The following is a 23225-nucleotide window of genomic DNA, read 5'->3' as shown; positions in this document are numbered from 1 at the left end:
GCTTCGAGGGCGGGGGTGACTTCAAAGTGCTTCCTGCCTAGCTCACACAGAACTCATTACCCTCAGGATCAGCCATGGTGTACCAGATGTGCGGACCCTCATTGCCCTGGTGCAGGAAGCGCGCCCCGCGGCTTTCCAGGGCGGCCCGCACGGCGTCCCTGTCATCGCCGTCGAGGCTGATGTCGAGGTGGATGCGATCCTTGACCGTCTTCGGTTCCGGTACTTTCATGAACAGGATGCGCTGGCGACCTTTCTGGCCTATTTCTTCAGGACGGCACACCGCCTCGCCGGTGTTCCAGACCCGGACGCCATTGTGCTCGATCAGGTCACTTTCCTGTGCGTATCCTTCTGCGAGCATCTTGTCGATGAAATTCTGGTTCGTCGGCTCAACCTCCCACCCGAGAGTTTCTGCCCACCAGTCAGCCTGGGTATGGGGATCTGCGCTGTCGACTACTACCTGAATGTTGTAGGTCATGGCTCTCAGCGTAGGAACGGCTGCAACCCCGATCCAGTACATTCCGGACAAGCTCTGTCCGTTATTCCGGTGGCGGTCAGCCGCGGAAGGGTCTGGACCGGAACCGCGGGGAGGACTAGCGTGACACCCACCCGCCGGAGTGGCCGGCGTCCGCTGAAGGAGGAAGCATGGCGAACCATACGTACAGCATTTCCGAGGTTGTCGGGACATCACCGGACGGGGTGGACGCAGCCGTGACCAACGCGGTGACGCACGCTGCCAAGACGCTCCGGAACCTCGACTGGTTCGAGGTCAAGGAGATCCGGGGGCATCTGGTGGATGGCGCCGTCGCTGACTGGCAGGTGACCGTCAAGCTGGGCTTCCGTTTGGAGGAGTAGTCGCGGGCCGAGCCGTTGACGATTCCCGCAATACTGTCCCCAGACGGCCTCAGTTGACCCTCCCGGCACCCCGTGCGATTCTTTATAGAACGAACGGTCGGTAATTATGCCGCCCTCAGCGTGACGCGCTGACGATGACGACGATGATGACGGAGGCTGGCATGGCCGAGGCTTTTCTGGTGGGCGGGGTTCGCACCCCGGTGGGACGGTACGGTGGAGCGCTTTCAGCGGTTCGGCCGGACGATCTCGCAGCGCTCACCCTCCGTGAACTGGTCCACCGCTCGGGCCTAGATCCCGAGGTTGTAGACGAAGTCATCCTCGGCAACGCCAACGGCGCCGGCGAGGAAAACCGTAACGTCGCCCGCATGGCCACCCTGCTCGCAGGTCTGCCGGACACCATCCCCGGGATCACGGTGAACCGGCTGTGCGCATCCGGGCTGTCGGCCATCATCATGGCGTCGCACATGATCAAGGCGGGTGCGGCCGACGTCGTTATCGCCGGTGGCGTCGAGTCCATGAGCCGCGCGCCCTGGGTGATGGAGAAGCCCACGACGGCGTTCGCCAAGCCCGGTGCAGCCTTCGACACCTCGATCGGCTGGCGCTTCACCAATCCAACCTTCGCGGCGCAGGAAAAGACTACGTACTCGATGCCGGAGACGGCAGAGGAAGTGGCCCGCATTGACGGAATCACCCGTGAGGACGCTGACGCCTTTGCCTTCCGCTCACACCAGCGGGCGGTCGCGGCGACAGAAGCGGGTCGCTTTTCAGACGAAATCGTCCCGGTCAACACCACGCGCGGCAAGAAGAACGTCACCGTGGACACCGATGAGGGGCCACGGCCGGACACCACGCTCGAGGTGCTCGCGGGTCTGAAGCCGGTGGTGACCAAGGACGGCGTTGTGACCGCCGGGAACTCCAGCTCCCTCAACGACGGCGCGTCCGCCGTGATTGTCGCGTCCGAAGCGGCACTCACCCGGCTCGGCCTGACTCCCCGTGCCCGGATCGTCACGGGCGCCTCAGCGGGGGTGTCGCCGGAGATCATGGGCCTCGGCCCGGTTCCGGCAACTCAGAAGGTGCTCGAACTCTCCGGTCGTTCCATCGGCGACCTCGATGCCGTCGAACTCAATGAAGCGTTCGCCACCCAGTCCCTCGCCTGTATCCGCAGGCTCGGCCTCGACGAGGAAATCGTCAACCGCGACGGCGGCGCGATCGCCCTGGGGCACCCGCTCGGTTCCTCCGGCTCGCGACTCGCGGTCACCCTGATGGGCCGCATGGAGCGCGAGGGCGGACACCTCGGCCTCGCCACCATGTGCGTCGGCGTAGGGCAGGGAACCGCCATGCTCCTGGAGCGTGTGTAGTGCAAACACTGAAAATCGACGACGGCGGCGACCGCCTGGGCGTCCAGCTCCACCGCCCCGACGTCCGTAACGCGATCGACCAGCAGATGGTCGACGAGCTGCACGAAGTGTGCGCTGACCTCGAGCGCACTCCGCGGATCCTCATCCTCTCCGGAACGGGCGGCGTGTTCGCCTCCGGCGCCGACATTGCACAGCTGAAGGAACGACGGCGCGAGGACGCACTCGCTGGAATCAACTCGACGCTGTTCTCCCGGATCGCAAGCCTCCCGATGCCCGTCATCGCCGCTCTGGACGGCTACGCACTCGGTGGCGGCGCCGAGCTCGCCTTCGCCGCCGATTTCCGGATCGGTACGCCCGAACTCAAGATCGGGAATCCGGAGACCGGTCTGGGGATCCTGCCCGCAGCCGGCGCGACGTGGCGGTTGCGCGAGCTTGTCGGCGAGCCGCTCGCAAAGGAGATCCTGCTCGCGGGCAGGGTGATGAACGCCGACGAGGCGCTCGCCGTCCGGCTCATCAGCGAGATCCATCCGGCTGAGGAGTTGCTGCAGGCTGCCCACCGCCTCGCAGACCGTATTGCCCGCCAGGACCCGCTGGCAACCCGCGTCACCAAAGCCGTGTTTCACGCACCCCGCGAGGCCCACCCTATGATCGACCAGCTCGCCCAGGGCATCCTGTTCGAGTCCGAGGCGAAGTTCGAACGCATGCAGGCATTCCTGACAAGGAAAGACACAGACAGGAAGAAGAAACTTTGACCACACAGCGCAATCAGGCCATTCCCTCAACCGTGGGCGTCCTCGGAGGCGGGCGCATGGGCGCAGGTATTGCGCACGCGTTCTGTGTGGCGGGTGCCGCCGTCGTCGTCGTTGAACAGAATCGCGACGCAGCGGAGGCCGCGCGCGGACGCATCACCGCAGCGCTCGATCGCAGCATCGCCAAGGGGACCACGCAGGAGAGTCTCGACGCGCTGTCGGGAAGGCTGGAAGTGGCCACCGATTACTCCGTGTTCCGGCCGTGCGGCCTGGTGGTTGAAGCGGTGCCGGAGGACCTCGGGTTGAAAACCGCGGCGCTGCGCGGTGTCGAGGAGCAGCTCGACGACGGCGCGTGGCTCGCAACGAACACCTCCTCCCTGTCCGTCGGTGAGCTGGCCGGCGTCCTGCGGCGGCCGGACCGGTTCTGCGGGCTGCACTTCTTTAATCCCGTGCCCGCCTCGACGCTCATTGAGGTTGTGCTCGCGCCTTCCACGTCGGCTGAACTGGCTGAGAAGGCACGCGGGTGGGCTGAAGCCTTGGGGAAAACGCCCGTCGTGGTCAAGGACGCTCCGGGATTCGCCAGTTCACGCCTGGGTGTTGCGATTGCCCTCGAGGCGATGCGCATGGTCGAGGAGGGTGTTGCATCTGCCGAAGACATCGATACGGCGATGGTTCTTGGTTACAAGCACCCGGTTGGTCCCCTGAGGACAACGGACATTGTGGGCCTCGACGTGCGGCTTGGAATTGCCGAATACCTGGCGTCGACCCTCGGCGAACGGTTCGCTCCGCCGCAGGTCCTGCGCGACAAAGTGGAGCGCGGCGAGTTGGGACGGAAGTCAGGCCAGGGTTTCTTCACCTGGGACGATTGACCGCAACGCGAGAGCCTTGCCCGCTTGAGAGCTAAAAGGGCTAAGGTTTTGGAATGAGCGAGCGGACGACCCTGGTGGATAAGCCGTTGATCGGACCGGTTGATGCGCCTGAGCTCCATGTCATGACCTACAACATCCGACGCCGGGTGGCTCATGTGAACCCCTGGAGCCACGATTATTGGGGCCGCAGGGAACCGCTGGTCCGCCGCCTGCTCGCAGCTGAGCAGCCCACCGTCCTCGGCGTGCAGGAAGCGCTCCCGGACCAGTTGCCGGCGATCCTCGAGAGCCTCGGAGACAAATACCGGAGTATCGGCCGCGGCCGCAACGCCGACGGTGACGGCGAGCAGTGCCCCATCGTCTACAACGCGGACCGGCTGGAACTGCTCGACTGGGATCAGGACGCGTTGTCCAACACCCCGGACACACCGGGGTCCAACGATTGGGGAAACCTCATCCCCCGCGTCGTTGTTACCGGCCGTTTCCGGGACCGGGACACGGGTAAGGAACTCACAGTGGTCAATACGCACCTTGACCACATGTCCCGCAAGTCCCGTCAGCGGTCAGCGGAGGCAATCAGGTCGCTCGTTGCGCGGACTGAGGGCGCCGTCGTCGTCATGGGCGACTTCAATACCGGCGCCGCATCGCAACCGTATGAGGAGCTGACCAACGGCGAGGTTCTCGCTGACGCCTGGGACGCGGCACAGAAGCGGGTGACCGAGCTCTGGGGAACTTTCCCGCACTACCGTGCGCCGAAGCAGGGGCACAAGCGTATCGACTGGCTGATGGTGAACCAGGATGTCACCGTGGTGGAAACGGGCATCAACACCACGCGCTACAACGGGGACTGGCCCTCAGACCACACGCCGGTGCAGGCGACCATCACAATCGATTAGTCGATCGCCTTGCGCACCTCCGGCAGGTACCCGGACTTGTAGCCCTTCGCGGTTGGATGGAGCTCACCAATCACCGTGCAACCGGTGAATGTGATCCGGGGGTCCGGCGAACCGATTCCGTGCTTATCGAATCGTTTGGCTACGTCCTCGAATTCGGCGCGGCGGCGGCAAGGTCGTTGCCGCCCGCGGAAACGGTAACAAGATCAGTCTGCGGGCTGATCTCCTCTGCTGCCGCAAGACCGGCCACTTGTTCCGGGAGGTCGGGCACACCGCCTAACACGTTGGCGGCACGCGCACCGGAACAAGCTGCTTTGAAGGTCAGCTGCAATGAGACCCGAAGCCAGGAGTACGCTGGCTGCGCCTCGGAGGAGTTTCATCGGATCAAGATACGCCTGAATCCCGAGTTCGAACGTAGGGTTTCGGCGAGCCTTGCCAGCCTCGCCGAACAGGTACATCCTAGGTCTCCTGGACACCTCAACGCGGGAGGGAAAGTGGGCCCTGAAGCCGATGCAGAGGCCGTCGCGGAGCGTATTTTCAACGCTGCACTCGGCACCATGGACATCCTCGCCATCCACCTCGGCGACCGGCTCGGCTGGTACCGGAGCCTTGTGAACGATGGCCCTGCGTCTGCGGCCGAACTGGCACAGCGCACCGGGACGTCCGAACGTTATGCCGCGGAGTGGCTCGAGCAGCAGGCCATCACCGGCCTCCTGGCTGCGAACGACGACGACGGTGCCCGCCGCTTTACTCTGCCTCCTGGTGCGGCGGAGGTGCTGACTGACGGCAGCAGTCTCAACTTCCTCGCTCCACTGGCCCGGATGCTGGCAGGTGCTGCCGTGCAGCTTCCTGCGTTGCAAGCGGCGTACCGCGCCGGCGAGGGGGTCAGCTGGCAGCAGTTCGGCGATGATGCCCGCGTGTCGCAGGCTGATATGAACCGTCCGTGGTTCGAACGGGAACTCGCTAACGCCTTGAAACAGGCACCTGACGTGATGACGCGCCTGCAGAAACCGCAAGCATCGATCGCAGACATCGGCTGCGGAGCCGGCTGGTCGACGATTGCACTCGCCCGGACGCTCCCCTCAGCGGAGGTCACGGGGTTCGATATTGACGCGGCCTCGATCGATCTTGCACGGACCAATGCGTCCGCCGCGGGGAGCAGTGTAGATTTTCAGCACGTCGACGCTGCGGGGTTGCCCGAGCAGCAGTTCGACGCGGTATTCGCCTTCGAGTGCATCCATGACATGCCCTACCCGGTTGACGTACTATCAGCGGCCCGCCGGTCGCTCCGTGCCGGGGGAAGCGTCATCGTCATGGATGAAGCTGTGGCGGAAACCTTCGCTCCACCCGGTGATGAGGTCGAGCGACTTATGTATGGGTTCAGTCTGCTGATTTGCCTGCCCGATGGCATGGCTCACCCCAACAGCGCCGGCACCGGAACTGTCATGCGTCCGGACACCTTGCGCCGGTATGCCTCGGCAGCCGGATTCAGCGAGGTTCGGGTCCTGCCGATCGAGGGCTTCGGGTTCTTCCGCTTCTACGAGTTGGTGCCCTAACGGACTCGTTGCCGCTTGTTACCCTGAGGCATGGCTTCGATTGATCTGGATCACCTGCGCCGGAACGGCGTGAGCCGGACGGTTCCATGGCAGGGTGCGGTCAATGCGCGGGACCTTGGCGGCGTCAGCCCGGACATCCGCCCCGGAAGGCTGTACCGGATGGGCCGACATGAATGGCTCACGGACGCCGGTTGGCAACAGGCATACGACGACGGCGTCCGGACCATCGTGGACCTGAGGAACCCGGGGGAGCGCGGACGGCGTGACACGGACCCTGTGATCAATCCAGCCGTCCTGGACCGCTTCCGGGTGGTCAACTGCCCGACCGAGGACCAGTCCGATGAGGAGTTCATGCGGCTGGTCGGCCCCTACCTGAGCACACCCGAGTACTACCTGGAGAACCTTCGCCGCTGGCCCGAGAAGATCGCCGCGGTGGTGCGCGTCATCGCGGAGTCGGAGGGCGCCGTCGTCGTGCACTGTTCCGCCGGGCGGGACCGGACCGGCATGGTGACCGCGGTGCTGCTGGCGCTCGCCGGCGCGTCGCATGAGAACATTGCCGACGATTACGCGCTGGCCGTACACGGCATCAACGAGCACCACCGCGCACAGGAGAAGCCGCACGAGAGGCCGAAATCACCCGAGGAACTGCACGAGTGGATCCTGCACACCAGAGCTCATCTGCTGGAGCTGCTGGACGGTTTTGACGCCGAGGCGTACCTGCGGAAGGCGGGGCTGTCGCAGGCGGAGATTGACGCGGTTCGTGCGCGGCTGACCTCCCGGACCTAGTCCTTCCCGGGTTTCTTCTCGAGCAGCAGGTTGGTGATGCGCAGGGTGCAGAGGCGGCCGCCGCCGTCGTTGGTGATCACTACCTCATGGGTGGTGAGGGTGCGCCCGAGATGGATCGGGGTGGCGGTAATGGTGATGATGCCGTCCCGTGCGGACTTGTGATGCGTCGCCGAAACGTCGACCCCGACAGCAGTCTTGCCCAGCGTGCTCGCGTGAATGACTGCGGCCCAGGAGCCGACGGCCTCGCCGACCGCCAGCGACGCTCCACCGTGCAGCAGCCCGAACGATTGGCGGTTTCCTTCCACCGGCATTGTCGCGACGACCCGTTCGACGGACTGTTCGAGGATTTTCACGCCCATCTTCTCGTCGAGTTCACCGAGGGTTATTTGCCAGGGTTTGCCGGTCACTTAGGGCTCCTTGTGGGGGTGTGGGCGGATCGCACGTTCATGTACTCTGGACATATTACCGAACGTCCGTTCAGTAATGTTTGTTCAGACACCTCCGTGAGCTTCCGAACGCGAAAGGTCAACGATGACTTCGACCGCCCTCAGCGTGGACATTGTCCCCAGCTTCATCCGCGACGCCTGGTGGACCCCTGACCAGCACACGTTGTCCGAGGACAACGCCGCCGAAGTACGGGATGCCAGCACCGGCGAACTGCTTGCCCTGGTGAGCACGAGCGGGCTGGACGTTGCCGACGTCGTCAACTACGCCCGAACCACCGGGCAGGGCGAGCTGGGGGAGTTCACATTCCACCAGCGTGCACTGAAGCTCAAGGCGCTGGCCCAGTTCCTGAACGACCGTCGTGAGCAGCTCTATGAGCTCTCTGCCCGGACCGGCGCAACGAAGATCGACTCGATGGTGGATATCGACGGCGGTATCGGAGTCCTGTTCACCTTCGGTTCCAAGGGCCGGCGGGAGCTGCCCAACTCGCAGGTTGTTATCGACGGGCCGGTGGAGGTGTTGTCGAAGGACGGTTCCTTCATCGGGGAGCACATCTACACCCGCATCCCCGGGGTAGCCGTCCAGATCAACGCCTTCAACTTCCCGGTCTGGGGGATGCTTGAGAAGCTCGCGCCGGCGTTCCTAGCCGGTGTGCCCACCATCGTGAAGCCCGCGACGCCGACCGGTTATCTCACGGCCGCCGTCGTGAAGCTCATCATCGAGTCGAACATCCTTCCGGCGGGCTCGCTGCAGCTCATCTCCGGCCCTGCCCGCGACGTTCTCGATCACCTCGATTACCGCGACCTGGTGTTGTTCACGGGTTCCGCGTCCACGGCGAACAAGCTGAAGTCCCACGAGAATGTGACGACCGGCGGCGTACGCTTCTCGTCCGAAACTGACTCGCTCAATGCGGCGATCCTCGGTGAGGACGCAGTGCCGGGCACGCCCGAGTTCGACGCCTTCATCAAGTCCCTCGTTACGGAAATAACCGTCAAGGCAGGCCAGAAGTGCACCAGCATCCGCCGAACGCTGGTTCCGAAGGCGCTGGTGAACGACGTCGTTGCTGCCGCCCGCGACCGCATCGAGCAGCGCGTCACGCTCGGCGATCCGCGCGCTGAGGGTGTCACCATGGGCGCGCTCGCGTCGGTGGAGCAGCTGCGGGGTGTCCGCGAGGCCGTCGAATCGATGCTTGCAGCCGGCGGTGAGCTCGCGTACGGAACGCTCGACTCTCCCCGTGTCACACACGCTGACGGCACTGTGGATGTCGCTGAGGAAGGCGCGTTCATGGCTCCGGTTCTTCTGACCTGGGAGAACGCGGACGCCGTGGAGCTTCATACGGTGGAGGCATTTGGTCCCGTCGCCTCGGTGGTGGGGTACGACGACGTCGCCCACGCCGTTCGTCTGGCCGCCATGGGGGAGGGTTCGCTCGTGGCGACGGTCTGCACGAATGATCCGTCCACTGCCCGCGAGCTGGTGACCGGTATCGCCGCCCACCATGGCCGCGTCCTTCTGCTGAACCGTGAGGATGCGCGGTCATCAACCGGGCACGGCTCACCCGTTCCGCACCTGGTGCATGGCGGGCCGGGCCGCGCCGGTGGCGGCGAGGAGCTCGGCGGTATCCGGTCCGTACTGCACCACATGCAGCGCACAGCCCTGCAGGGTTCGCCGAACATGCTGACCGCGATCACCGGCGTCTGGCATACCGGTGCTGACCGTAACTTCGATGAGGAACATCCGTTCCGGAAGAACCTCGCGACGCTGCGCATCGGCGATGCGGTACGGTCCGACCTGCGTCAGGTAACCCTTGAGGACATCACGGTCTTCGCCAACAGCACGGGTGACAAGTTCTACGCCCACACCAACGAGGAAGCCGCGGCTGCCAATCCGTTCTTCCCGGGCATTGTGGCGCACGGATACCTGCTGCTCTCGTGGGGTGCAGGGCTGTTCGTTGAGCCTGCGCCGGGGCCTGTTCTAGCGAACTATGGTCTCGAAAACCTGCGGTTCCTCACGCCCGTTGCGGCTGGCGACTCCATCCGCGTGACGCTGACGGCGAAGCGCATCACGCCGCGCGAGGATGAGGAATACGGCGAGGTGGCCTGGGACGCGGTACTCACGAACCAGGACGACGAGATCGTGGCCACCTACGACGTCCTGACCCTCGTGGAGAAGTAACTCCAGGTCTCTGCTCGCGTCCAGCCCCGCCCGCCCACCTCGACACTCCACCTCGACGGTCCACCGGGATATCCCACCGTACTCGCGTGTTCGGTGGGATAGTCCGGATATTCCCACTCAACCCGCGAGTTCAGCGGGACGGTACCTCGCGACTGCTTGCTGAACCAGCCGAACGAATTCGTTCGGCCGATCCACGATGAGCTGATAAGTGGCCCGGAGCAGGGGAGTGCCGTTCAGCGTCAGCGTGTTTCCGCGTCGCCGGTCTTCCTCAAAATCAGCGGCATCGCTGTGGTGCTTCCTACCGTCAGCTTCAATTCCGAGGACTCCCTCGACGAAGAGGTCCAGCCGGCCGACGCCCTTCACGTAAACCTGCGTCTGGACGGACAGTCCCGCGGCCCTCAAATGGTACCTGGCGGCAGTTTCGATGATCGATTGCGAGTGCGGGTCTACGAGATGCACGATTCTTCGCAGATTTCGATCCCGCACTCCGCCCGTACGGTTGCGCAACTGCTCAAGAGTGACAAGCCGCTTGATCACCGCTGATTCAACAATGCACAGGGCCTCGAGCTCAGGAAGGCACCTCATGCATTGCAGGCAAATATCGAGCGGCGTAAGCCGGATGCCTGAGCGATGAACCAGGAAGTTGCCCTGCACAGGTCGTCCATGATCGACGCTGACGTGAATGGAGCGTGGTTTGGTGAGAACCCATAATCCCAGACGCTCCGCAGCACTAATGCACGCTAATTCGGTCATGGCACAGGTGGCCGCAAGAAGTACGGGGTCAGCATCGGGTACGGCGTACACGCCACGGACGGGACGGAAGAGGCGTTCGTCTCGCAGCGCTGCGAGGATCTCGTGCCCGCTGAAACCAGCCCTCTCCAAATCTCGCCGCCGGGCCACTCCGCCTCGTTCAGCGACCATTTTCACGATGTCCATGCCCACCATGCTCGCGGCCACCTCGCGCGCGCGGTCGGGGGAATATCGCTATGTGGATAAGGCTCCCGCTGGGATATCCCGCCGAGCTGAAGGCCTCAGTGGGATAGTCCGGATAATCCCACTGACCTACCCGGTTCGGTGGGATATCCCGATGGAGGTGGGCGCAGCCGGCAGGCTAGGACCAGGGCGTGACGGGCTTGTCTTGCTGTGCGCCGTCGACCAGCAGGTCCACCCGCTCGTTGAAGAAGCACACTAGGCCATGGATCTGGTTGGCATCCGGGAAACGTGAGTCGTACTGCCAGGCGATGTCCCTGCCCTTCGGCGACTCCGCGTAGGAGAAATAACTCGCTTCGCCCTTGTAGGGGCACACCGTCCGGGTCGCGCTTGGCTCAAGCACATCGAACCGCACGTCCTCGGGCGGGATGTACAGACGAGGGGGCAGGAACGTTTCATACAGCAGGGCGGCGCGTGACGTCTCGGCGAGTGTGGTGCCTCCCATCCGCACCGTGACCTGTTCGGACGAACGGCGAATGTCGATGCGGCGGAACGGGTCTCGTGGATGTCCGATGATCGATTCATCGTCCTCACGCCAGTCCAGCGCATCGAAGTCGAGCAGGATGTAACCAGCGAGTGAAGCGTCGTCCGGGCGGAAGGCAGCATTGGGCCGGGAGGAGTTGCCCGCCGTGACGGTCAACGGGGTGCCGGTTGTCGTGTGCCGGCTGAAGGGCGTGCGGGGTCCAGGACTGGCGGACCCTCCAGCATGATGGCCACGGGGTACTCCTCGCCGACCGGCTGCTCCGCATTCGGGGGAGACAGTTCCGCCCGCACGTCCTCCTCCGGCACCGCGAAAATCGGGGTGACCCGCTTCGGCTCCCACACAAGCAGCGCACGGCGGGTGTCGACGACCGAAGTGCCGTCGAGGTCACCACGAACTCGTTTGAGGGTGGGCTCGTAGCGAAGTTCGGAAAGCAGACCCAGCATCGTGTCGGAGAGCTTGGTGCTCATAGGATCAGGGTCCGCTCAGGGCGGGGATCAGTCAAGACCGAAGACGTCAGGCGTGGTGGAGGCCCTCAAACACCATGGCGATGACGTCGTCGGCAAGTTTTTCGGGAGTCAACGGGCCGCCAGGCTTGTACCACTCGACCACCGAGTTGATGGTGCCGAACAGCAGCCTCGTGGTGGTGCGCGGGTCGATGTCCCTGCGGATGGAGCCCTCGGAGCGGGCAGCCTCAACAAGTGCGGCGACCTGCCGGTCAAACGTACGACGGCGCTCAAGGGCTTCGCGCTCAACCTCCGTATTGCCGCGTAACCGCAGCAGGAGCGTCACGAAGGGCAGGCGCTCGGTCAGCACTGCGATGGTGCCGCGCAGCACGTACTCGAGCCGCTGATCCGCCTTGCCGGAGGTTGCTTCCGCTTGGGTCAGTACAGCCTCGAGTCCGCCGAGTGCGTGGTCCAGGGCAAGCCGTAACAGGTCACCCTTCGACGGCACGTGATGGTAAATCGCCGACTTGCTGATGCCCAGGTTCTCCGCGAGGACCCCCATGGACGTGGCCTCATAACCATGCCGGTTGAAAACGTCGACGGCGATGTTAAGGACGGTCTGCTGGTCATATCCGGGGCGTCCGCGGCGGGTAGCGGCCTGTGGGCTGGGCATACGCGCTATTTTCGCATGAACGTTCGGTCAGATGAGCTAACGGGTGTCACGCTGTTACGCCTTCGGCCGCAGGTCGTAGATCCGCTTGAGCTTGCCGCTTGAGCGCGCCAGCGATCCGCTCTCCACGACCGACACGGCGCAGCTTGAACCGATGTGAATCTTGATCTGTTCGCTGAGCTGGGATGCCGCCGCCTCAGCTTCATCGGCGCTGACACCCTCGCGCGGCTCGATCCGGACGGTCATCTGGTCCATGCGCTGGCCCTCAGGGCGTGTGAGCTCAAGCTGGAAGTGCGGGCTCAGCGCCGGTATGCGCAGTGCGATCTCCTCGATCTGCGTGGGGAAGAGATTCACGCCGCGCAGAATGATCATGTCGTCGCTGCGCCCCGTGATGCGGTCCATGCGCCGCATGCCCGGGCGTGCGGTGCCCGGCAGCAGGCGGGTCAGATCATGCGTGCGGTAACGGATGATCGGCAGTGCCTCCTTGGTGAGCGAGGTGAACACGAGCTCCCCGAACTGGCCGTCGTCGAGCACTGTGTCGGTGAAGGGGTCAATGATCTCAGGGCGGAAGTGATCTTCCCAGATGTGGGAGCCGTCCTTGGTCTCAACGCATTCACCCGCGACGCCGGGGCCCATCACCTCGGACAGCCCATAGATGTCACAGGCGTCGAAGCCCATCCGATGTTCGAGCTCCTGACGCATCTGGTTGGTCCAGGGCTCGGCGCCCAGCACGGCGGTCTTCAGCGAGGTGCTCTGCGGATCGATGCCGGCAGCGACCATTGCGTCAAGGATGGTCAGCAGATAGGTCGGAGTACTGAGGATTGCGTCCGGTTCGAAGTCCCGAATGAGCTGCACCTGACGTTCGGTCTGTCCGCCCGAAATGGGGATCACGGTGCAGCCGAGCCTTTCCGCACCGGCATGAGCTCCAAGACCGCCGGTGAACAGCCCGTAGCCGTACGCGTTGTGAACCTTGTGCCCCTTCTTCACGCCGCTTGCACGCAGGCACCGCGCCACGAGTGACGCCCACCGGTCCAGGTCCCCGGTTGTGTAGCCGACCACGGTGGGCCGCCCGGTTGTGCCGGAGGACGCGTGGATCCGCGCCACCCGGTCCTGGGGGACAGCAAACATTCCAAACGGGTAGGTCTGCCGAAGGTCTTCTTTGGTGGTGTAAGGGAATTTGGCGAGGTCCGAGAGCTCGCGTAGATCAGTGGGGTGCACGCCGGCGTCGTCGAACTTGTGACGGTAAAGGTCCACATTCTCGTAGGCGTACCTGACCGTCCACTGCAGCCGCTCAAGCTGGAGTTCCTCGATCCGACCCCGGTCGTAATTCTCCTCGGGATCCCAGGTGGCTGCTTCCGCTGCGGTTGCCTTGATGGCCGTGGTGGTCATGCTTTCCTCGTTCCGGACGCGTCTTCCGACTGGGGCAGGTTCTGATTGCGGCGGTTCGGGACGGTGCGGGAGCGACCACGGAACAGCGCGACGAGGCGTTCGCTGTCGGGGGCACCGCCCTCATCGGTTGCCGTTATGGTGATGTCAAAGACGCCGCTGCGCCCCGCGCCGGCACTTCTGTCCGCCACCGCAGTGAGGCGTTCGCCGGGCATCGCCGAAGACAGGAAATTGATGTCGACGCCGGAGGCGACAGTGATGGTGTCGGTCTCACCAATGGGGTTGCAGGCAAGAGCGAACGCCGTGTCGGCGAAGGCGAAGATCATTCCGCCGTGGGCGATGCCGAAGCCGTTGAGCATTTCTTCACGCACACGCATGGTGGTGGTGGCGTGCCCGTCGGCAAGGCGCAGCACCTCGATGCCGAGCCAGTGAGAGGCGTAGTCCTTCTCCAGCATGGGGTGAACAGGGCGGACGTCAGTGTCCTTCATGGAGGCCTCTCGAGATTTATTTACCGATCGTTCATTAGGTAATACCTCGAGGGCCTCCACTGTCAAGCAGATGAAGGGCCGTAAACCTGAAACTAGCCCGCCACGCCGGCCTGCGAAAGCACCTTCGTGGCGCCGAGGGCGTCCGCGACGAACGCGTAGTCCCAGGCGACGTCCTTCCACTGCTCATACCGCCCGCTGGCGCCGCCATGGCCGCCGTCCATCTCGGTCTTGAGCACAATGGATTCGCTGCCGGTCGTGAGCTCGCGCAGCCTCGCCACCCACTTGGCTGGCTCCACGTACAGCACCCGGGTGTCATTGAAGCTCGTCACAGCGGCAATTCGCGGGTACGCCGTCTCGCGGATGTTCTCGTACGGCGTGTATTCCTTCATGTACCGGTAGACGTCGGGGTCGGTAATGGGGTTGCCCCACTCCTCCCACTCCAGCGCCGAGAGCGGAAGTTCCGGATCCAGAATCGTCGTCAGGGCGTCGACGAACGGAACCTGCGCGACGATTGCGCAGTACTTCTCGGGAGCCAGGTTGGCCACCGCACCCATCAGGAGTCCACCGGCGGAACCGCCGATCGCGGCGATCCGGTTCGGGTCCACCCATCCGGACTCGGCCAGATACGTGGTGGCGTCCACGAAATCCGTGAAGGTGTTCTTCTTTGCGAGCTTCTTTCCGCCCTCGTACCAGGTGCGCCCCATCTCGCCGCCGCCACGGATATGCGCGACGACGAAGATGATCCCCCGGTCGAGCACCGACAGGCGTGAAATGGAGAACCCCGGATCCATGCTGATTTCATAGCTGCCGTAGGCATAGACGACGGCGGGGTTGGTGCCGTCCTGCTGGAGGTCACGACGGCGAAGCACGGACAGCGGAATCTGCGTTCCGTCCGCCGCGGTAGCCCACTGGCGCTCGGCGACGTACTCCTCGGACCGGTAGCCGCCGCGCACCTCCGTCTCTTTGCGCAGGGTCAGGACACCGCCGTCGAGCAGGTAGTCATACACGCGCGGCGGCGTGAAATATGAGGCGTAGGAAAGCCGGATCACGGGAGATTCGAACTCGGCGCCGGCGAGGTTGCAGGTGTATAGCGATTCATCGAAGGTGGGCTCTGTCAGCAACGGCTGGGCGGGTGTGCCGAGGCCTTCGCGCGGCAGGATCTGCACGCGCATGGTGGTGTCCTTCCGCACTGAAACCAGCACATGCGTGGCGGTGACGGTGGCGCCGTGGACGCGGACGGCGTCGTCGTGCCCCACTACGGTCCGCCACTCCTGCTCTGCGAGCGGGCGCTCGAACTGCTCCGCGGGAACGAGGCTCACCATCGAATTCTTCGCGCGGTGGTCATGGGTCAGCAGGTAGTGGAGGCGGCCCTCGATGTGCAGGGGCTCAGGCTCATAAAGAACGCGTTCGGAACGCGGGATCAGGGTGGTGAGTCCGGCTCCCTGGTTCTCGAGGTCCAGTACGCGGTACTCGCTGTACTCCGAGCAGCCGATGCCGATGAGGAGCTGCGTGCGGTCGGCGGAAAGGTCGAAGCCGGTCCACATCGCGACGTCGTCCTCCTGGTACACCAGGACGTCCTGTTCGACGGCGGTGCCAAGACGGTGCGATCTCACCTGGTAGGGGCGCCAGCTGTCATCGACGACGGTGTAGAACACCTGGGATGCGTCCGGGGAGAAGGCCACGCCGTAGAAGACGTTGGGAATCACATCGGGCAACAGCTCCCCGGTGCGGAGGTCCTTCAGCCTCAGGGTGAAGCGCTCATCCCCGGCGTTGTCCACGCTGAAAGCCAGCAGGTTGCCGTCCTCACTCACGGAGAGTCCGCCGAGCGAGAAGAAGGGCTTGCCCTCCGCCTCGGTGTTGCCGTCGAGCAGCACTTGCTCACCCTCGACGGGCCGTCCCGGCACGACCTCGGGCGGTGTCCAGTCCAGGGCGACGTCGCCGGTGTCCGTCGCGCGTACCCGGCAGTGGATGCTGTACTGCTTTCCCTCTTCGGTGCGGGAGTAGTACCACCAGTCCTTTTTGCGGGCGGGGACGGAGAGGTCAGTTTCCTGGGTACGGTTCTTGATCTCGTTGAAGATGTCCTGGCGCAAATCTTCCTGCCCGGCAGTCACGGCCTCGGTGTACGCGTTCTCGGCCTTGAGGTGCTCAACGACCTCCGGGGTCTCCTTGGCGCGCAACCATTCGTAAGGGTCGATCACGGTGTCGCCGTGGTGGGTGCGTTCGGTTGGAACCTTCTTGGCAACGGGAGGGGTGAAAGTCATGGCACCATCCTGCCAGAGGGACGGGCGCGTCAGCTGGTTGAAGTTCCGCCCGCGGGATTACGCTGACAGGGCGGCGCTCAACGGGAACTGGGCCGTAACCACGGCGACGGCGGCGCGGCAGGGGGAGCCGATATGGTCATGACTTCGCAGGGAGGGCCCGTGGTCAGGAGCGACGTTGCCGAGTTCCTGGTCTCCGGTGCTGCTGCCCACTGGCTGGGGCCGGGTGTGCTGGCCTGGGACCTCCCGGATGCCCCCGAAGGCGCCTCTTACCGCCTCTACCACTCACCCGACGGTGGCCTTGACATCGTGGACAGAGTTGTCGCGGGCGGCGACTACCTTGATCTGGAACGCAGCTCCGATGTCCTCGACCCGGAGTTGGCGGCCGCGTCCCCACACCTGAGATCCTTCGATACATTGACCCTTCCGAAGAAGGGTGCACGGCAGGCAAAGCACCTGCTGAAGGGTGAGCTGCTCGCCGTCCAAATCGGTACGGACGGGTCGGTGCTGCAGGCGACCGGCGTGCAGGTTCCCCGAGTTCTCGATTCTCTCTACCGGAATGCCGCCAACCGCTCGCTTGGCCTCAGCTGGAAGGGGCGGCGCCCCCGCTTCGCCCTGTGGGCGCCGACTGCCCGCCGGGTAAGCCTCCACGTGTACCGGGAAGGATCCGGCGGTGAGCCTGTGGCTACTGTTTCCCTGAAGGAAGGAAACGACGGCGTCTGGACCCTTCTCGGCGAGAAGGACTGGAAGGATGCCTACTTCCTCTACGAGGTTCAGGTCTACGTACCGGAAACCGGCAAGGTGGAGCGCAACCTCGTCACCGATCCCTACAGTGTGGGCCTGTCCACGAACTCCGAACGCAGCCTGATCGTCAACCTGGACGATGCGGAGCTGGCACCCCCGGGCTGGGAATCCCTGGAGAAACCCGCCCTGGCCGGGCCAGTAGACCTGTCGATCTACGAACTGCACGTGCGGGACTTCTCGATCAGCGACGCCACGGTTCCCGCGGAGCGCCGCGGCACCTATGCGGCCTTCGCCGAAAGGGGCAGCGACGGGATGAAGCGGCTGACGGAACTCGCGGACGCCGGCCTCAACGCCGTCCATCTCCTGCCGGTGAACGACATCGCAACCATTGAGGAGCGCCGGCACGCACAGGCACAGCCGCAGTGCGATCTTGCGAGCTTCGCTGCCGACAGCGACGGGCAGCAGGCCTGCATCTCGGCCGTCGCGGGCAGGGACGGCTTCAACTGGGGCTACGATCCGCTGCACTACACCACGCCGGAGGGCTCCTACTCCACCAATCCCGACGACGCCACCCGCATCTGCGAGTTCCGCGAGATGGTGGCTGGCCTGAACAGCGCAGGGCTCCGCGTGATCCAGGACGTGGTCTACAACCACACCGCCGGCGCCGGCCAGCAATCGAGCAACAACCTGGACCGCATCATCCCGGGTTACTACCATCGGTTAGACCCGATCAGTGGGGCCGTTGAGACGTCGACCTGCTGCCCCAACACCGCCACCGAGAATGCCATGATGGGCAAGCTCATGGTGGATTCGTTGGTGACCCTCGCGCGCGCCTACAAGCTGGACGGATTCCGTTTTGACCTGATGGGCCACCACAGCAAACAGAACATGCTGGATGTGCGTGCTGCCCTTGACGAGCTGAACCTCGAGCGCGATGGCGTCGACGGCAAGAGCATCTATGTATACGGCGAAGGCTGGAACTTCGGTGAGGTGGCAGGCAACGCGCGGTTCGAGCAGGCAACCCAGGCGAACATGGCAGGCACCGGCATCGGAACCTTCAATGACAGGCTCCGCGACGCAGTGCGCGGCGGCGGACCCTTCGACGAGGACCCGCGCGTGCAGGGCTTCGGTTCCGGGCTCTGGACCCATCCGAACGGTGCGGAGGTGAACGGCACACCTGAGGAACAGCTCGCCCGTCTGCTGCTGAACCAGGACCAGATCAAGGTCGGGCTCACCGGGAACCTGCGGGACTACACCTTCACAGACCGCACCGGGGCTCAGGTCACGGGCGGAGACGTCGACTCGAACGGCAGCGCTGCCGGATACACGGCCGACCCGCAGGAGGCCGTCACCTACGTCGAGGCCCACGACAACGAGACGCTGTTCGACAGCCTCGCCTTCAAGCTGGCCCCGGGAACTTCGATGGCCGAGCGGATCCGCTTCCAGACCCTCTCGCTCAGTACCACCGCCTTCGGACAGGGTGTTTCCTTCTGGCACGCCGGGGGAGAGGCGCTGCGCAGCAAGTCCCTGGACCGCAACAGCTACGACTCCGGTGACTGGTTCAACCTCCTGGACCACACCGGAACGGAGAACGGCTTCGCCCGTGGACTGCCGCCGCGCCAGGACAACGCCGACAAGTACGGGTTCATGCAGCCCCTGCTGGCGGACCCTGCGCTCAAGCCCGCTCCGGCGGACATCGCTGAAGCCCGGGACCAGGTACTGTCGCTCCTCGAGATCCGCAAGAGCACGCCGCTGTTCCACCTCGGCACCGCCGAACTGATCCAGCAGAAGATGTCCTTCCCAACCGGTGGTCCGCACCAGACCCCGGGCGTGATCGTGATGCATATCGATGACACAGCCGGACCGGATGTGGACAGGGAGCGGAGCGGCGTCGTCGTTGTTTTCAACGCGTCGGCCACGGAAACCACCCAGACCGTTCCTGCGGTTGCGGCGCAGGCCTTCGGGCTGCACCCGGTTCAGTTGACCGGCTCGGATGAGGTCGTGAAGCGTGCGACGTTCGACCCGTCGACGGGCAGCTTCACTGTCCCGCCGCTTACGGTTGCGGTGTTCGAAGCGAAGTAGAAGCTGGTCGACAGAGGGCCTGAACAGCGCCCGCTGTTCCGACCTTTTGCGCGTCCACGACGCCCAGTGGTGTTGACTCTGAACTCCCCGCGCCGATATCCTGAACGAACGGTCGGTAATTATTTCGGGTCGGCACTTCAGCCGGCCTCGCACAGTGAGGTGACCATCATGACAACCGTGACTGACGCTCCGCAGGAGAAGACAGCGGAGCAGGAACAGTTCGACCGGCTGATCGCCGAGGACTCGCGCATCGAGCCACGTGACTGGATGCCCGAGGCTTACCGCAAGACCCTCACCCGCCAGATCTCCCAGCACGCGCACTCGGAAATCATCGGCATGCAGCCGGAGGCCAACTGGATCACCCGTGCACCCAGCCTGAAGCGCAAGGCCATCCTCATGGCGAAGGTCCAGGACGAAGCCGGGCACGGGCTCTACCTTTACTCGGCTGCAGAGACCCTCGGCACCACACGCGATTCGATGATGGCGGACCTCATCGCCGGCAAAGCGCGCTACTCAAGCATCTTCAACTACCCGGCACGCACCTGGGCTGACATGGGTGCTATCGGCTGGCTGGTCGACGGCGCAGCGATCGCCAACCAGGTCCCGCTGTGCCGTGCATCCTACGGGCCGTACGGACGCGCCATGGTGCGGATCTGCAAGGAAGAATCATTCCACCAGCGCCAGGGCTTCGAGATCCTGCTGGAGCTCGCGAACGGAACGCCGGCCCAGAAGCAGATGGCACAGGACGCCGTGAACCGCTGGTATGCGCCGAGCCTCATGATGTTCGGACCTCCGGATGAGGATTCTCCGAACTCCAGGCAGTCCATGGCCTGGAACATCAAGCGGTTCTCCAACGACGAGTTGCGCTCGCGCTTCGTCGGCATGATCGTCGAGCAGGTCAGGACCCTCGGGCTCAGCCTGCCGGATGACCAGATCCGCTACAACGAGGAAACCCGCACCTGGGAGCACGGCCCGCTGGACTGGAACGAGTTCAAGGAGGTCCTCGCCGGTCGCGGACCATGTAACGCCCAGCGCATGGAGCGCCGTCGGGAAGCTCACGACGGCGGTGCCTGGGTTCGCGAGGCCGCTGCAGCCTACGCCGCGAAGCAGGCCGCCAAGCGCAACGAAGAGAAAGAGGCGGCATAAATGGTCAGCGGATCACAAACGGGCGACGACGGCGCCAAGGCCCCCAGCGCCGAGCAGCCGGGTCACCCGACGGCCGAACCGTGGCCGCTGTGGGAAGTGTTCGTCCGGTCCTCGCGGGGTCTCAGCCACGTCCATGCGGGTTCGCTGCACGCGCCCGACGCCGACATGGCCGTCCGCAACGCCCGCGATCTGTACACCCGGCGCAATGAGGGAGTGAGCCTCTGGGTGGTGCCGGCATCGGCCGTTGTTTCCAGCGACCCGGATGCGAAGGGCCAATTCTTCGAGTCTCCGCAGGGCAAGGACTACCGCCACGCCACCTACTACACCAAGAGCGAGGGAGTGAAGCACCTGTGAGCGAGTCAAATGCGAGCGCCACCCGCATCACTCCGGGTAACGCTCTCCGACCGGAGGACATTGCGGCCTCCAACGTCCGGCCCAGCGGGGCCGTGGCGGAGTACGCGATGCGCCTCGGCGATGATGCACTCATTCTCGCCCAGCGACTGGGCTGGTGGATTTCGCGGGCACCGGAGCTTGAAGAAGATGTGGCGCTGGGCAATATCGCGCTGGACCAGATCGGACACGCACGCTCTTTCCTCGCCTACGCCGGGCATGCGTGGGACAAAACCGAGGATGATCTTGCATACTTCCGCGGGGAAGACGAGTTCCGCTCAGCTCATCTGGTGGAGCAACCCAACGGAGACTTCGCTCGGACAATCGCGCGTCAGCTGGTGATTTCGCAGTATCAGTTCGAGTTGTACTCCCAGTTGGTGAATTCGGCTGACGCCACCCTTTCCGCCATTGCCGCCAAAGCCGTGAAGGAAGTGGATTACCACCGCGACCATGCCCGCCAGTGGGTGCTCCGCCTCGCGTTGGGAACCGACGAATCCCGCCGACGCATGATCGAAGGACTTCTCCTCACCTGGCCGTACGTCGGCGAGCTGTTCGAGGATGACGACCTCGTGAACGGGCTCGACGGGGTCGCGGTCCGCCCCTCCGCCCTCCGTGCCGCTTTCGACGCCGAGATCGAATCACTCTTCGCCGAGGCGGAGCTCGAGGTGCCGGACGTTCCCGCCGCGACAGGCGGCGGCCGCTACGGCCGCCACAGTGAGTACCTGGGCTATATCCTGGCCGAGCTGCAGGTCCTGGCCCGCGAACATCCGGGAGCGACATGGTGACCACACTGCATCCATCCAGGAGCGCCCTCCAGGCGACTGTGTGGGGGATCGCCGCAACCGTTGCGGATCCCGAGATCCCCGTGCTCACCATCGAGGACCTCGGTGTCCTGCGAGCGGTCACAATAGACGACGACGGCGTCATCACTGTCACCATCACCCCCACTTATTCGGGGTGCCCGGCCATGGATGCGATCCGCGACGACATCATTACTGCTCTCGACGCGCAGGGCTTCAGCGACGTGCGCGTGAACCTGGTGCTCTCGCCGGCCTGGACAACCGACTGGATGAGCGCGGCGGGCAAGGCGAAGCTTGAGGAGTACGGAATCGCTCCGCCCACGGGCAAGGCCGCCGCCGGAAAAGTGAGGCTTGGCCTGAGCGTCAAATGCCCGCAGTGCTCCTCCCTTAATACCCGCGAGCTCACCCGTTTCGGTTCCACGTCCTGCAAGGCGCTCTACGTCTGCCAGGACTGCCGGGAACCCTTTGACTACTTCAAGGTCCACTAATGGCAGTGAAACTGGCACCGTCCACCAAACGGCGAACCGCCTTCCACGAACTGACGGTTGCAGAGGTACGGCGCCTCACCGAAGACGCCATCGAGGTGACCTTCGCGGTTCCCGAGGAGTTGGCCGGCCGCTTTGATTACCTGCCCGGGCAGTACGTGGCGCTGAGAACGACGATGGACATCGACGGTGAGCCGAAGGAGGTGCGTCGCAGCTACTCCATCTGTGCCGAACCTAAACCCGGTGAGATCCGGGTCGCCATCAAGAAGGACCTCGGCGGTACCTTTTCCACCTGGGCGAATGAGTTCCTCAGGGCAGGGGACAAGCTCGACGTGATGAGCCCCATGGGCCAATTCATCTCGAAGCACCCCATGACCGGGCTCAACGACCCCGGGAGCATAGACACCACGACCGAGCATTCGTTTGTCGCAGTGGCCGCCGGCTCGGGCATCACACCCGTGATCGCCATCGCGCGCTCGGTGCTCGCCGCCGACCCGGCGGTTCGCTTCGATCTCATCTACGCCAACAGGGCCTCAATGGACGTCATGTTCCTGGAGGAGCTGGCTGACCTGAAGGACCGGTATCCCGCCCGGTTTGCGCTGCACCACGTGCTGTCCCGCGAACAGCGCATCTCGCCGCTTTTGAGCGGACGCATCGACGCCGAGAAGCTGCAGACCATGCTCACGAAGGTGATCCGTACCGACGAGGTGGACGAGTGGTTCCTCTGCGGGCCCTTCGAACTGGTTCAGCTGTGCCGCGACACCCTCGCCGAACGGGGAGTTGCGCCGGAGAAGGTGCGGTTCGAACTGTTCACCACGGGTGAGCCGACCAAGCCCGAAGGCCAGATCGGCCGTCCGGTGAAGGACGACGGCAGCGAGGACAGCTACTCCATCAACTTCAACCTCGACGGACTCCAGGGCACGGTGTCCAGCCCGACCCACGCGCGCGAGTCAATCCTCAACGCGGCGTTGCGCGTCCGCCCCGATGTGCCCTTCGCGTGTGCCGGCGGCGTGTGCGGTACATGCCGTGCCAAGGTGGTCAGCGGGACCGTGGACATGGAAGAGAACTACGCACTGGAGCCGGATGAACTGGCAAACGGCTATGTGCTGACGTGCCAGTCGCGGCCCACGAGCCCTGAAGTCACCGTCGACTACGACGCCTGACCACCGAAGTTTTCGTCGCC

General features: G+C 64.4%; 23 protein-coding genes. 14 read left to right on the top strand and 9 right to left on the bottom strand.

Going from position 1 to position 23225, the window contains the following annotated elements; translation table 11 throughout:
* Positions 1–37 precede the first annotated feature (37 nt).
* Positions 38–475, bottom strand: a complete 438-nt coding sequence (locus tag AC4D1W_RS09235; RefSeq protein WP_490889936.1) for a VOC family protein — start codon at positions 473–475, stop codon at positions 38–40.
* 167 nt (positions 476–642) lie between these two features.
* Between AC4D1W_RS09235 and AC4D1W_RS09230 the strand changes: the two genes are divergently transcribed.
* From AC4D1W_RS09230 to AC4D1W_RS09200, 7 genes are all read left to right on the top strand, one after another.
* Complete coding sequence (locus tag AC4D1W_RS09230; protein WP_490889934.1) at positions 643–852, top strand: dodecin; 210 nt, start codon at positions 643–645, stop codon at positions 850–852.
* Positions 853–1013: 161 nt separating this feature from the next.
* The gene (locus AC4D1W_RS09225) at positions 1014–2210 is read left to right on the top strand and encodes a thiolase family protein (protein ID WP_490889932.1); all 1197 of its coding nucleotides are present in this window, start codon (positions 1014–1016) and stop codon (positions 2208–2210) included.
* Positions 2210–2962, top strand: coding sequence for an enoyl-CoA hydratase/isomerase family protein (locus tag AC4D1W_RS09220; protein ID WP_490889931.1), 753 nt, complete (start codon positions 2210–2212; stop codon positions 2960–2962). Before AC4D1W_RS09225 ends, AC4D1W_RS09220 begins: the two co-directional genes overlap by 1 nt.
* On the top strand, positions 2959–3828 hold the full coding sequence (locus tag AC4D1W_RS09215) for a 3-hydroxyacyl-CoA dehydrogenase family protein (protein ID WP_490898572.1): 870 nt from the start codon (positions 2959–2961) through the stop codon (positions 3826–3828). The genes AC4D1W_RS09220 and AC4D1W_RS09215 overlap by 4 nt, the downstream gene beginning before the upstream one ends.
* 53 nt (positions 3829–3881) lie before the next feature.
* Positions 3882–4721: an endonuclease/exonuclease/phosphatase family protein gene (locus AC4D1W_RS09210; RefSeq protein ID WP_490898571.1), complete on the top strand. Its 840-nt coding sequence runs from the start codon at positions 3882–3884 to the stop codon at positions 4719–4721.
* A 491-nt stretch (positions 4722–5212) separates the two neighbouring features.
* Positions 5213–6274, top strand: coding sequence for a class I SAM-dependent methyltransferase (locus AC4D1W_RS09205; protein ID WP_490898570.1), 1062 nt, complete (start codon positions 5213–5215; stop codon positions 6272–6274).
* A 30-nt stretch (positions 6275–6304) separates the two neighbouring features.
* The gene (locus AC4D1W_RS09200) at positions 6305–7060 is read left to right on the top strand and encodes a tyrosine-protein phosphatase (protein WP_490898569.1); all 756 of its coding nucleotides are present in this window, start codon (positions 6305–6307) and stop codon (positions 7058–7060) included.
* Here the strand turns inward: AC4D1W_RS09200 and AC4D1W_RS09195 are convergent.
* Positions 7057–7419, bottom strand: coding sequence for a PaaI family thioesterase (locus AC4D1W_RS09195; protein ID WP_490898682.1), 363 nt, complete (start codon positions 7417–7419; stop codon positions 7057–7059). The two genes, AC4D1W_RS09200 and AC4D1W_RS09195, sit on opposite strands and share 4 nt — an antisense overlap.
* 172 nt (positions 7420–7591) lie before the next feature.
* On the opposite strand from AC4D1W_RS09195, the gene paaZ reads away from it, so the two are divergent.
* Positions 7592–9676: a phenylacetic acid degradation bifunctional protein PaaZ gene (gene paaZ, locus AC4D1W_RS09190; protein WP_490898568.1), complete on the top strand. Its 2085-nt coding sequence runs from the start codon at positions 7592–7594 to the stop codon at positions 9674–9676.
* Positions 9677–9793: 117 nt separating this feature from the next.
* Here the strand turns inward: paaZ and AC4D1W_RS09185 are convergent, their stop codons facing one another.
* The 7 genes from AC4D1W_RS09185 to AC4D1W_RS09155 form a co-directional block, all read right to left on the bottom strand.
* Complete coding sequence (locus tag AC4D1W_RS09185) at positions 9794–10612, bottom strand: type IV toxin-antitoxin system AbiEi family antitoxin domain-containing protein (RefSeq protein WP_490898567.1); 819 nt, start codon at positions 10610–10612, stop codon at positions 9794–9796.
* Between the two features lie 175 nt (positions 10613–10787).
* Positions 10788–11306, bottom strand: coding sequence for a DUF427 domain-containing protein (locus AC4D1W_RS09180; protein WP_490889919.1), 519 nt, complete (start codon positions 11304–11306; stop codon positions 10788–10790).
* Entirely contained in the window at positions 11303–11617 is a 315-nt protein-coding gene (locus tag AC4D1W_RS09175) for a DUF427 domain-containing protein (RefSeq protein WP_490889918.1), read from the bottom strand. The genes AC4D1W_RS09180 and AC4D1W_RS09175 overlap by 4 nt, the downstream gene beginning before the upstream one ends.
* 46 nt (positions 11618–11663) lie before the next feature.
* Positions 11664–12266: a TetR/AcrR family transcriptional regulator gene (locus tag AC4D1W_RS09170; protein ID WP_490889916.1), complete on the bottom strand. Its 603-nt coding sequence runs from the start codon at positions 12264–12266 to the stop codon at positions 11664–11666.
* Positions 12267–12320: 54 nt separating this feature from the next.
* Positions 12321–13652, bottom strand: a complete 1332-nt coding sequence (gene paaK, locus AC4D1W_RS09165; RefSeq protein ID WP_490898566.1) for a phenylacetate--CoA ligase PaaK — start codon at positions 13650–13652, stop codon at positions 12321–12323.
* On the bottom strand, positions 13649–14137 hold the full coding sequence (paaI, locus tag AC4D1W_RS09160; RefSeq protein ID WP_490889913.1) for a hydroxyphenylacetyl-CoA thioesterase PaaI: 489 nt from the start codon (positions 14135–14137) through the stop codon (positions 13649–13651). Before paaI ends, paaK begins: the two co-directional genes overlap by 4 nt.
* Before the next feature lie 92 nt (positions 14138–14229).
* Positions 14230–16398 carry a S9 family peptidase gene (locus tag AC4D1W_RS09155; RefSeq protein ID WP_490898565.1) on the bottom strand — a complete coding sequence of 723 codons (2169 nt, stop codon included), beginning with the start codon at positions 16396–16398 and terminating at the stop codon, positions 14230–14232.
* A 138-nt stretch (positions 16399–16536) separates the two neighbouring features.
* Between AC4D1W_RS09155 and pulA the strand changes: the two genes are divergently transcribed.
* The 6 genes from pulA to paaE all read left to right on the top strand — a co-directional run bounded on the left by pulA (position 16537) and on the right by paaE (position 23205).
* A complete protein-coding gene (gene pulA / locus AC4D1W_RS09150; RefSeq protein ID WP_490898564.1) occupies positions 16537–19221 on the top strand; it encodes a pullulanase-type alpha-1,6-glucosidase in 2685 nt (894 codons plus the stop codon).
* Positions 19222–19389: 168 nt separating this feature from the next.
* On the top strand, positions 19390–20367 hold the full coding sequence (gene paaA, locus AC4D1W_RS09145) for a 1,2-phenylacetyl-CoA epoxidase subunit PaaA (protein WP_490898563.1): 978 nt from the start codon (positions 19390–19392) through the stop codon (positions 20365–20367).
* On the top strand, positions 20368–20721 hold the full coding sequence (paaB, locus tag AC4D1W_RS09140) for a 1,2-phenylacetyl-CoA epoxidase subunit PaaB (protein WP_490898562.1): 354 nt from the start codon (positions 20368–20370) through the stop codon (positions 20719–20721). It abuts the gene before it with no gap.
* Complete coding sequence (paaC, locus tag AC4D1W_RS09135; RefSeq protein WP_490898561.1) at positions 20718–21542, top strand: 1,2-phenylacetyl-CoA epoxidase subunit PaaC; 825 nt, start codon at positions 20718–20720, stop codon at positions 21540–21542. The genes paaB and paaC overlap by 4 nt, the downstream gene beginning before the upstream one ends.
* Positions 21536–22045: a 1,2-phenylacetyl-CoA epoxidase subunit PaaD gene (gene paaD / locus AC4D1W_RS09130; RefSeq protein ID WP_490898560.1), complete on the top strand. Its 510-nt coding sequence runs from the start codon at positions 21536–21538 to the stop codon at positions 22043–22045. Before paaC ends, paaD begins: the two co-directional genes overlap by 7 nt.
* Entirely contained in the window at positions 22045–23205 is a 1161-nt protein-coding gene (gene paaE, locus AC4D1W_RS09125; RefSeq protein WP_490889901.1) for a 1,2-phenylacetyl-CoA epoxidase subunit PaaE, read from the top strand. Before paaD ends, paaE begins: the two co-directional genes overlap by 1 nt.
* Positions 23206–23225 lie beyond the last annotated feature (20 nt).

This window comes from Arthrobacter sp. TJ-170 (genome assembly GCF_058269305.1).
The sequence above is the reverse complement of the archived record's forward strand: the minus strand, read 5'-3'. Positions and strand labels throughout refer to the sequence as shown.